The 9181-nt window shown below is 67.5% G+C and carries 7 protein-coding genes, 1 tRNA gene and 1 pseudogene; all 9 read right to left on the bottom strand.

All coding sequences use genetic code 11. The features are described from left to right. Nucleotides 1-571, bottom strand: a pseudogene (locus DEIPI_RS39185) (hypothetical protein); the annotation flags it as partial. A 176-nt stretch (nucleotides 572-747) separates the two neighbouring features. Continuing rightward, a complete protein-coding gene (locus DEIPI_RS0107260) occupies nucleotides 748-1722 on the bottom strand; it encodes an ABC transporter ATP-binding protein (protein WP_157463533.1) in 975 nt (324 codons plus the stop codon). A 116-nt stretch (nucleotides 1723-1838) separates the two neighbouring features. Continuing rightward, nucleotides 1839-2855, bottom strand: a complete 1017-nt coding sequence (locus tag DEIPI_RS0107255) for an ABC transporter ATP-binding protein (RefSeq protein WP_027481337.1) — start codon at nucleotides 2853-2855, stop codon at nucleotides 1839-1841. 136 nt (nucleotides 2856-2991) lie between these two features. Beyond that, nucleotides 2992-4134 carry an ABC transporter permease gene (locus tag DEIPI_RS0107250; protein WP_027481336.1) on the bottom strand — a complete coding sequence of 381 codons (1143 nt, stop codon included), beginning with the start codon at nucleotides 4132-4134 and terminating at the stop codon, nucleotides 2992-2994. Continuing rightward, a complete protein-coding gene (locus tag DEIPI_RS0107245; RefSeq protein WP_027481335.1) occupies nucleotides 4127-5107 on the bottom strand; it encodes an ABC transporter permease in 981 nt (326 codons plus the stop codon). The genes DEIPI_RS0107250 and DEIPI_RS0107245 overlap by 8 nt, the downstream gene beginning before the upstream one ends. A gap of 165 nt (nucleotides 5108-5272) precedes the next feature. Beyond that, nucleotides 5273-7021: an ABC transporter substrate-binding protein gene (locus DEIPI_RS0107240; protein ID WP_027481334.1), complete on the bottom strand. Its 1749-nt coding sequence runs from the start codon at nucleotides 7019-7021 to the stop codon at nucleotides 5273-5275. 303 nt (nucleotides 7022-7324) lie between these two features. Then, nucleotides 7325-7546: a preprotein translocase subunit SecG gene (secG, locus tag DEIPI_RS0107235; RefSeq protein WP_027481333.1), complete on the bottom strand. Its 222-nt coding sequence runs from the start codon at nucleotides 7544-7546 to the stop codon at nucleotides 7325-7327. Between the two features lie 67 nt (nucleotides 7547-7613). Continuing rightward, nucleotides 7614-7696 (bottom strand) — tRNA-Leu (locus DEIPI_RS0107230). 37 nt (nucleotides 7697-7733) lie between these two features. Further along, nucleotides 7734-9020, bottom strand: coding sequence for a phosphoribosylamine--glycine ligase (gene purD / locus DEIPI_RS29310; RefSeq protein ID WP_045233840.1), 1287 nt, complete (start codon nucleotides 9018-9020; stop codon nucleotides 7734-7736). Nucleotides 9021-9181 lie beyond the last annotated feature (161 nt).

The raw sequence follows: 9181 nt of genomic DNA, 5'->3' as shown, positions 1-9181 counted from the left end.
CCGTCACGTCGTACGCCGCATCGCTGTTGTTGCGCAGGTCCGCGAGACCCGACAGCGTGGCCGTGGTGCCGCTGAGGCGCAGCGTGTAGCGCGGCGCCCACGTCACGGCGCGGGTGAGGTAGCTCAGGGTGGCGTCGCCCGGCGCGGCCACGTCGAAGGTGAGCTGCTGCGAGCGCGCGCCCGCGTTCTCGGGGGGCAGCGTGTCGAAGGCGAGCTGTTCGAAGCGGACGTTGCGGTAGCGGCCGTCGGCGTCGCGGATCGTGAGGTCCGAGGCGCGGACGAGCGTCACCCGCTGGGGCGGGCGGCCGTCCTCGATCAGCGTCACGGGCTGCCCCTCCTGCATGGCGAGCCACGAGGCGCGGGCGCGCTGCTGCGCGGCGCGGACGGTGAGGCCCTCCAGGTCGAGGGTGCCGGGAACAACCTGACCGTAGACGCTGTCGGGCAGGTCGACGGTGAAGGTGTTCCCGGTGACGCGCACCGCCTCGCGGACCTCCGAGAAGGCGGGGTAGATGCGCAGCTGCGAGGCGGAGGCACTTCCCAGGGTCAGCAGGACCAGCATCAACTTCTTCATGAAGGTAGTGTTCACGGCGGCACCTGACGGGCGATGAGAAGCAGCGGTCAGCGGTCAGCGATCAGCGGTCCGCCGTCAGCCACCGGGAATCGACTGGGGTCCAGGGTCCGGAACAGGAGTGGGGCGCTCCTCCCGGAGCGCCCCACTGACGGCTGAAAGCTGAAGGCTGACCGCTCCTACAGGATGTCGTCGCGGATGCAGGCCTTGAAGTGGCCCGGCTTGACCTCGCGGAGTTCCGGCACGACGTTCGCGCACTCCGGGATGGCGTAGCGGCAGCGGGTGCGGAACACGCAGCCCGACGGCGGGTTGATGGGGCTCGGGATGTCCCCCTCCAGGATGATGCGCTTGCGCTTGATGCTGGGATCCGGGATGGGCGCGGCCGAGAGCAGCGCCTCCGTGTAGGGGTGCTTGGGGTTCACGTAGAGCTCGCGGCTCGGCGCGATCTCCATGATGCGGCCCAGGTACATCACGATGACGCGGTCGCAGATGTACTCCACGACGGCGAGGTCGTGCGCGATGAACAGCACCGTGAGCCCGAGTTCCTCCTGCAGGTCCTGGATGAGGTTCACGACCTGCGCCTGGATGGACACGTCGAGCGCCGAGACGGGCTCGTCCGCGACGATGAAGCTGGGGTTCACGGCGAGCGCGCGGGCGATGCCGATGCGCTGACGCTGACCGCCGGAGAACTCGTGCGGGTATCGGCGCATGCTCTCCGGGTTGAGGCCGACCTTGCGCAGCAGCTCCGCGATGCGGTCCACGCGCTCGCGCCCGGGGTGCAGACCGTGAATCTGCAGGGCCTCGCCGATGATGTCCGAGACCGTCATGCGCGGGTTGAGGCTCGCGAAGGGGTCCTGGAAGATGATCTGCATCTGGCGACGGTAGTCGCGCATCTGGCCCTTGCTGACCTTGGTGATGTCGGTGCCGTTGAAGACGACCTCGCCGCCCGAGGGCTCGATGAGGCGCAGGATGCTGCGGCCGACGGTGGTCTTGCCGGAGCCGGACTCGCCAACGAGTCCGACGACCTCGCCGCGCTTCACGGCGAAGCTGACGTCGTTGACGGCCTGCACGTTCGCGACCACGCGTGACAGCAGGCCGCCGCGGATCGGGAAGTACTTGCGCAGGTTGCGCACGTCGAGGAGCGTCTCACCCATCGGGGGGAGGGCGCTGTCCTTGTTGGGGGTGGGGGCGGCGGTCACAGAAGCCTCCAGAGACGATCAGAAATCACCGAGAGAAGCGAGCGACCGCTCGTGAGCGTGGAGCCCGTCATTTAGAGCTCCCTCCAGCGGATGCAGCGGGAGGTGTGGCCGTTGCCGGTGTCCTCGAGCGCGGGGACCGCCTTGTTGCAGTCGTCGATGGCGTACTTGCAGCGCGGCGCGAAGGCGCAGCCGGGCGGCAGGTTGAGCGGGCTGGGCACGTTGCCGGGGATCGCCTCGAGGCGTTCCTTGTCGCCGGCGGCCTTGCCGTGGTCGACGCGGGGGATGCTGTTGAGGAGCCCGATGGTGTAGGGGTGCTTGGGCGCCTTGAAGATCTCCATGACGTCGCCCTCCTCCACCACGCGGCCGCCGTACATGACCACGACGCGGTCGGCCATCTCGGCGACGACGCCGAGGTTGTGCGTGATGAAGAGGATGGACATGCCGATCTCCTCCTGAAGCTTGCGCATCAGGTCGAGGATCTGCGCCTGGATCGTCACGTCGAGCGCGGTGGTGGGCTCGTCGGCGATCAGGAGGGCGGGGTTGCAGGAGAGCGCCATGGCGATCATGACGCGCTGGCGCATGCCGCCCGACATCTGGTGCGGGTACTCGTGGACGCGCTTCTTGGGCGCGGGAATGCCGACGAGTTCGAGCATGCCGGCGGCCATGTCCATGGCTTCCTTGCGGTTCTTGCCCTGGTGGAGCATGATCGCCTCGGCGATCTGGTCGCCGACGGTGTAGACCGGGTTGAGCGACGTCATGGGCTCCTGGAAGATCATGGAGATGTCGTTGCCGCGGATGCGGCGCATCTCGGCCTCGGACAGCTTGGTGATGTCCTTGGTCTTCCCGTCCTTGCCGGTGAAGAGGACCTCACCCTCGGCGATCTTGCCGGGCGGGGAGGCGATCAGGCGCATGATCGAGAGGCTCGTGACGGACTTCCCGGAGCCCGACTCACCCACCACGGCGAGCGTCTCGCCCTTGTTGAGGTGGAAGGTCACGCCGTCGACCGACTTGACGACGCCGTCGTCGGTGTAGAAGTACGTCTTCAGGCCGTTCACGGCCAGCAACGTGTCCGTTGCAACTGCAGTCATGGGAGCTCCTTGTGGATTGTTCTGCACGGCATTGCGCGCATCATATCAGGATTTGGTGAAGGCCGAAGGCCGCGCTGGCGGGACAAAAAAGGCCCGCTCCGCGCCTGCCCTCGCGGGCAGGCGGGAGCGGCGGGCGTCACTGCCGCTTGCGGGGGTCGAAGGCGTCGCGCAGACCGTCGCCGAGCAGCTGGAAGCACATCACCGTCAGCACGATGAAGAAGCCGGGAATCAGCACCCAGGGGCGGTCGGTGATGCTGGAGAAGCCGCCCTCCTGCGCCTGCGCGAGCAGGCTGCCCCAGCTGGCGTAGGGTTCGACGGCGCCGATCCCGAGGAAGCTCAGGCCGGACTCCGCAAGGATCTGGAAGGGGATCGCGAGGCTGATCGTCACGATGAGGTAGGTGCTCAGCGCGGGCAGCATGTGCCGGAAGATGATGCGGCGGTCGGTCGCGCCGAGCGACGTGGCGGCGGCGACGTAGTCCATCTCGCGGACGGAGAGCAGCTGACCGCGCACGACGCGCGCGAGCCCGCCCCAGCTGATGAACGCCAGCAGGCCGATGATCACGTACAGCGCGAAGATCGGGTTGATGTTCGTGGGGAACATGGCGCGCAGCAGGATCACGAGGAAGAGGTACGGGATGGACGCGATGACCTCGACGACGCGCATGATGACGTTGTCCACCCAGCCGCCGAAGTACGCGGCGAGCGCGCCCATCGTGAGGCCGATGACGGTGGAGATCAGCACGGAGCCCACGCCGATCGTCAGGGAGATCTGCGAGGCGTACAGGATGCGGGTGAACAGGTCGCGTCCGAAGCCGTCCGCGCCGACGAGGTAGACGTTGCCGGGGTCCTCGACGCCGTAGAGGTGGATGTTGCCGGGGATGAACCCGAGGATCTTGTACGGCGCGCCCTTCACGAAGAAGTGGATGGGGTACTTCTGGGTGGGGTCGGGCTTGTACTCGTTGACGAAGGTGTTGAGGTTGAGCTCCTGCTTGAAGCCGTACACGTAGGGCCGCGTGAACGCGCCGCTCTCGTCGCGGAAGTGCACGACGGTGGGCGGGGCGAACTTCGTGATGTTCTCCGTGGAGTAGCTCGACAGGGAGTACGGGGCGAGGAAGGGCGCGAGGAGCGCCATGACGTACAGCAGGATCAGGAAGATGCCGCCGAACTGCGCGAGGCGGTGCTTGCGGAACTGACGCCACGCGACCTGAAACTGCGACTGGGGCTTGCGGACGCCCTGCGCGGCGCCGGTGGTGGCGGGAACGGCGGTGGCGTTACGCATAACGGATCCTCGGGTCGACGACGCTGAGCAGGATGTCGCTGACGGCGTTGCCGATGATCAGGAGCAGGATGCCGACGAGGCTGAAGCCCGCGATGACGTAGAGGTCCTGCGAGTTGAGCGCGTCGAGCAGCATGGGCGTGATGCCGGGGTAGCTGAAGACGACCTCGGTGAAGCCGGCGCCGCTGATGAGGGCGGGCAGCAGGCCGCCGATGCCGGCGATGAACGGGATGATGGCGTTGCGGAAGGTGTGCTTGTACACGACCTTGAACTCGCTGACGCCCTTGGCGCGCGCGGTGCGGATGTAGTCCGCGTTGAGGTTCTCGAGCATCTGGCCGCGCAGCACGCGGGTGGTCCCGGCGACGTCGCCGATCGCGAGGACGACCGCGGGGATCGCGACGTGCTTGAGCACGTCGAGGAACTTCCCGAGGGTGCTGAGGTCGTCGTAGTTCTGCGAGGTCATGCCGCCGACGGGGATGTCCCAGCCGGTCGCGAAGCGGATCTGCAGGATGAAGTAGATGACGATCAGCGCGAGGAAGAAGCTGGGGAAGCCCAGCAGGAAGTACATCAGGGTGCTCGTGATCTTGTCGCCGATGCTGTACTGACGCACCGCGCCGTACACGCCGAGGGGAATGGCGATGACGTAGAAGACCAGGGTGCTGAACAGCACGAGGTAGAGGCTGTTGAGCACGCGCGGGGCGACGACGTTGAGCACGGGCTGCTGGTACGCGAAGGAGAGCCCCAGGTCCCCCTGCAGCAGGTTCTTGACCCAGTAGAAGTACTGCACGATGAGCGGCTGGTCCAGCCCGAAGTTGCGGCGCAGGTTGTCGATCTGCTCCTTGCTGATGTTCGGGTTGAGCAGCTGCGAGGTCAGGAAGTCACCTGGCGCGAGCTGAATGATGAAGAAGATCAGGATGGTCGCGCCGATTACCGTCGGAATCGAGTTGACCAGCCGCCGAAGAAGGAAGGGCAGCAAGGGGGTTACCTCCGGGGGATGTGTTGGCCCGCGTTTTTGGGCTGACAGATAGCATACGCCATTGCCTAGGCAATGTGTCCTATCCGGAGTGAAGGTTCACGTGCGGAAGGGCTTCCAGACGTGAGCCCCCCCGGGATGACCCGGGGGAGCTCCGCGCGCGGCGCCTTACTTGATGAAGGTGAGGGCCTGCGTGCGCGAGGTGTAGTACGCGTCCATCAGGTTGCGGGGGTACGCGCCGCCGAGACGGCTGTTGTACACCACGTGGTAGTTGGGCGAGGCGAGGTACACGACGGGCTGGAGTTCCGACTCGACCTTGAGCAGCTGACCGGCGATGGTCTTGCGGCGGGCGATGTTGAGCTCCTGGTCGCCCTGGTCGTAGAGCTTGCTCATGAGCTGCTCCTGCGAGGTGAGGCACTTGCCGCTCGTGTTGTACGAGTGCAGGTTGCCCGAGCAGGGCACGACGTTCACGCCGAAGGGCCAGATGTTGGCGCCGTTGGAGAGGCCGAGCAGGATCGCGTCGAAGGGACGGTCCGCGCCGGTGCTGGTGAGCTGGTTGACGAGGACGTTGAAGTCGATGGGCTGCGCGTTGACCTTCACGCCGACCTTCTTGGCGGTGTCGGCGAACAGGCGCATGAGGCCCTCACGCTGGTTGTTGCCGGCGTTGGTGCTGAGGTTGAACTCCAGGCGGCGGCCCTGCGCGTCCACGAGGTAGCCGTCCTTGTCCTTCTTCTTGAAGCCCATCTCGGCGAGGAGCTTGGTGGCCGCGTCGAGGTTGTACTCGTAGCGGGGCACGCCGGCGGGCGCCCAGGCCTTCTCGAAGACGGGGTACAGGCTGAAGTAGCTGGGCGAGCCGAGACCGCCGTAGACGAGCTTGACCATCGCGTCGCGGTCGGCGAGGTGGCTCATGGCGCGGCGGAAGCGCACGTCGCGGAAGATCTTCTGCTTGAACGGGTCGCTGGCCTTGTTCCAGTTGAAGGTGATCCACGTGCTGCTCGCCTGCGGGCTGACGTTCGCGAGGATCTCGGCCTTGAGGTTGCCGCCGTCGACGGCGCGGCGGATCTGCGCGAGCTGGTCGGCGGTGGAGGCGCCGATCTGGTCGAGCTGGCCCGCGATGAACGCGGCGATGCCGGCGTTCACGTCGGACACGATGCGCATGGACATCTTGTCGAGGTACGGGAGCGCGTTGCCGGCGCTGTCCTTGTTCCACTCGCCCCAGTAGGCGTTCTTCTCGAAGACGGTGCGCTCGCCCGCGCGGTAGCTGTCGACGTTCCACATGCCGGGCGACACGATCTGGTTGACGGGCGTGTTGAGGGTCCACATCTGCTTGATGGCGGCGGCGCCGCCGGAGTTGTAGACCTTGCCGAACACGTGGTCGGGCCAGGGGGTGTAGCTCAGGCGGCTCAGCGCGCTGGAGCTGACCTGCGGGAAGTCGAACTGGAGCTGGTACTTGCCGAGCTTCGTGACCTTGATGGGCTTGTCGTTGAGGTAGAAGCTGCTGTAGCTGTTGGAGCCCACGGCCTTGTCCATGTGGATCTTGGCGGTGGTGACCCAGTCGTCGGCGGTGATCTCCTGGCCGTCGCTGAACTTCATGCCCTGGCGGATCGTCACGACGAAGCGCTTGCCGTTGTTGCTGACGACGGGGTCCTTGTCCGCCATGTAGGGGATGAAGTCGTCGTTGCGGGGGTCCTGCGTGAACAGGCCGGTGCCGGTGCCGAGGCGGCCGGGGATGCTTTCGGCCTCGGCGCTGGTGAAGGGGTTCATCGTCTTGTAGTCGGAGATGGTGGAGAGACGCAGCTCTCCGCCCTTCTTGGCGGCGCTGGGCGCGTCGGCGGACCAAGCGGCGGGCCAGACGAAGGGGGCGGCCGACGCGGACGCGCACACCATGGCCACGGCAACAAAGAATGCTTTCTTCATGAGTCCTCCTGGGCTGGACGGCCGGTACGTCAACCGTGAGAGCGTGCGTGGATCGCGCGTTCCCCGGGGTGGTGATGTATGGATTTCCAGCATGGCCAATATATGAAATGGCTGATGGAAGGTCAATAGGAATGGATACAAGGCTCATGAAGCACTTCCATTCGAAAATGACCGGGCTGAGTTCGCGTTCTGCCCCTCCTGCATGCCTATACAGGTCAGCGTATGGGAAAGGTACGTCCAGCACGCTCGCGGAACAAAAGACGAGAGGGCGGCCGAAGCCGCCCTCTCACGCCCGCGAACGCGTCAGCGGGGAATGATCGCGAGCACGAGGCAGATGACCATGAACAGTCCCCCCGCGATGCTCGTGAGGCGCACGAGGCCGCCCTCGACGCCCTGACCGCCGAACAGGTTGCCGCCACCGCCGAGGCTCGCGGACAGACCGCTCTGCTTCGGCGTCTGAAGCAGCACGAAGAACACGAGCACGACCGCCACGAGGGCCAGCAGGATTTCGAGCAGGATCAGCACGTTCTCACTTCCTTTGTGTGCGGGCGCGCCCGGCCGGGCCCTGAGACCCGCCGGGAGCGTCCCGATCTGGTGCCGGCGAAGGGACTCGAACCCTTACGGTCTCCCGCTCGATTTTGAGTCGAGTGCGTCTACCGATTCCGCCACGCCGGCGCTTCGCCCCGGGAATCTGGGGACGAACAGAAGCCTATCACACGTCCTGCGCGCCCACCAGGGACGCCTCACCCGCGGGGCGCGCGCCGATCCGGAAGCCGATGTCGCGCCGCACGAGCGCCCCCTCGAAGCCCACGGCGTCCACGACCGCGTACGCGCGACCCAGCGCCTCCGGGAGGGTCGGGGCGCTCGCCTGCACCGCCAGCACCCGCCCGCCCGCGGACACCAGCCGTCCGTCCACGAGGGCCGTCCCCGCGTGGAACACCCGCGCCTCCAGCGACGGGTCGAGGGTGGGCAGATTGAGCGGCACGCCCCGAGCGGGCTCGCCCGGATAACCCGGTGCGGCCATCACCACGACCGCGCTCGCGTGATCGGAGAACCGCACGAGATCCCCGCGCAGACGACCCTCGGCGCAGGCCAGCACGATCCCCGCGAGGTCCGACTCCAGCAGGGGCAGCGCCGCCTCCGCCTCCGGGTCGCCGAAGCGGCAGTTGAACTCCACGACCTTCGGACCCTCCGGGGTGAGCATCAGGCCCGCGTACAGCACCCCCACGAAGGGACTGCCCTCCTGGGCGAGGCCGCGCAGCGCGGGCGCGATGATCTCGCGCCGCACGCGCTCCATGACGTCCGGTTCCAGCGGAAAGGGGCAGATCACGCCCATGCCGCCCGTCATGGGTCCCACGTCGCCCTCGTGGATCGTCTTGTGGTCCTGCGCGGGCGGCATCGTCACGAAGCGCTCCCCGTCGCAGAACGCGAGGACCGTCACCTCCTGCCCCGTCATGAAGGCCTCCACGACGGCGCTCGCGTCCGGCGCGTCGAAGATGGCGCGGAGCGCGGCCTCCGCCTCGTCGGCGTTCGCGCAGACCGTCACACCCTTCCCCGCCCGCAGGGCCGCGTCCTTCACCACGATCGGCACGGGATGCGCCCTCGCGTACGCGAGGGCCGCCGCGAGGTCCGTGAAGCTCTCGTACGCCGCCGTGGGAATGCCGTGACGGCGCATGAAGGCCTTCGACCACGCCTTGTCCCCCTCGATGCGGGCCGCCGCGCGGCTCGGCCCGAAGACGCGCAGGCCGCGCGCGAGCATCTCGTCCGCGGCGCCCGCCGCGAGGGGCGCCTCGGGGCCGATCACCACGAGGTCGGCGCCCTCACGCTGCGCGAGGTCCGCGAGCGCCGCGGGCGTCCCCTCGCACGCGACGAGCCGAGCGTGGCGCGCGATCCCGGGATTGCCGGGCGTCGCGACGAGCCGCGTGACGAGGGGCGAGCGCGCGAGGCGCTCCGCGATGGCGTGCTCGCGCGCGCCGCTTCCGATCAACAGGACGTTCATGTCGGTCCTCCTAGAAGTTGGTGCGGTCCCACTCGTCCGCCGTGACGCTCAGAGCCTCCTCGACCTCGTCCCGCAGGCCCAGCCCGTCCGCGCGGGCGAGCAGGCGGTCGCGGGCCTCCCAGCGCGCCAGGCGTTCCTGGAGGGAGGTCAGGGCCGTCCAG

It is taken from the genome of Deinococcus pimensis DSM 21231 (assembly GCF_000519345.1).
GTDB classification, from domain to species: domain Bacteria; phylum Deinococcota; class Deinococci; order Deinococcales; family Deinococcaceae; genus Deinococcus_A; species Deinococcus_A pimensis.
This window is presented reverse-complemented; position numbering and strand designations above follow the sequence as displayed.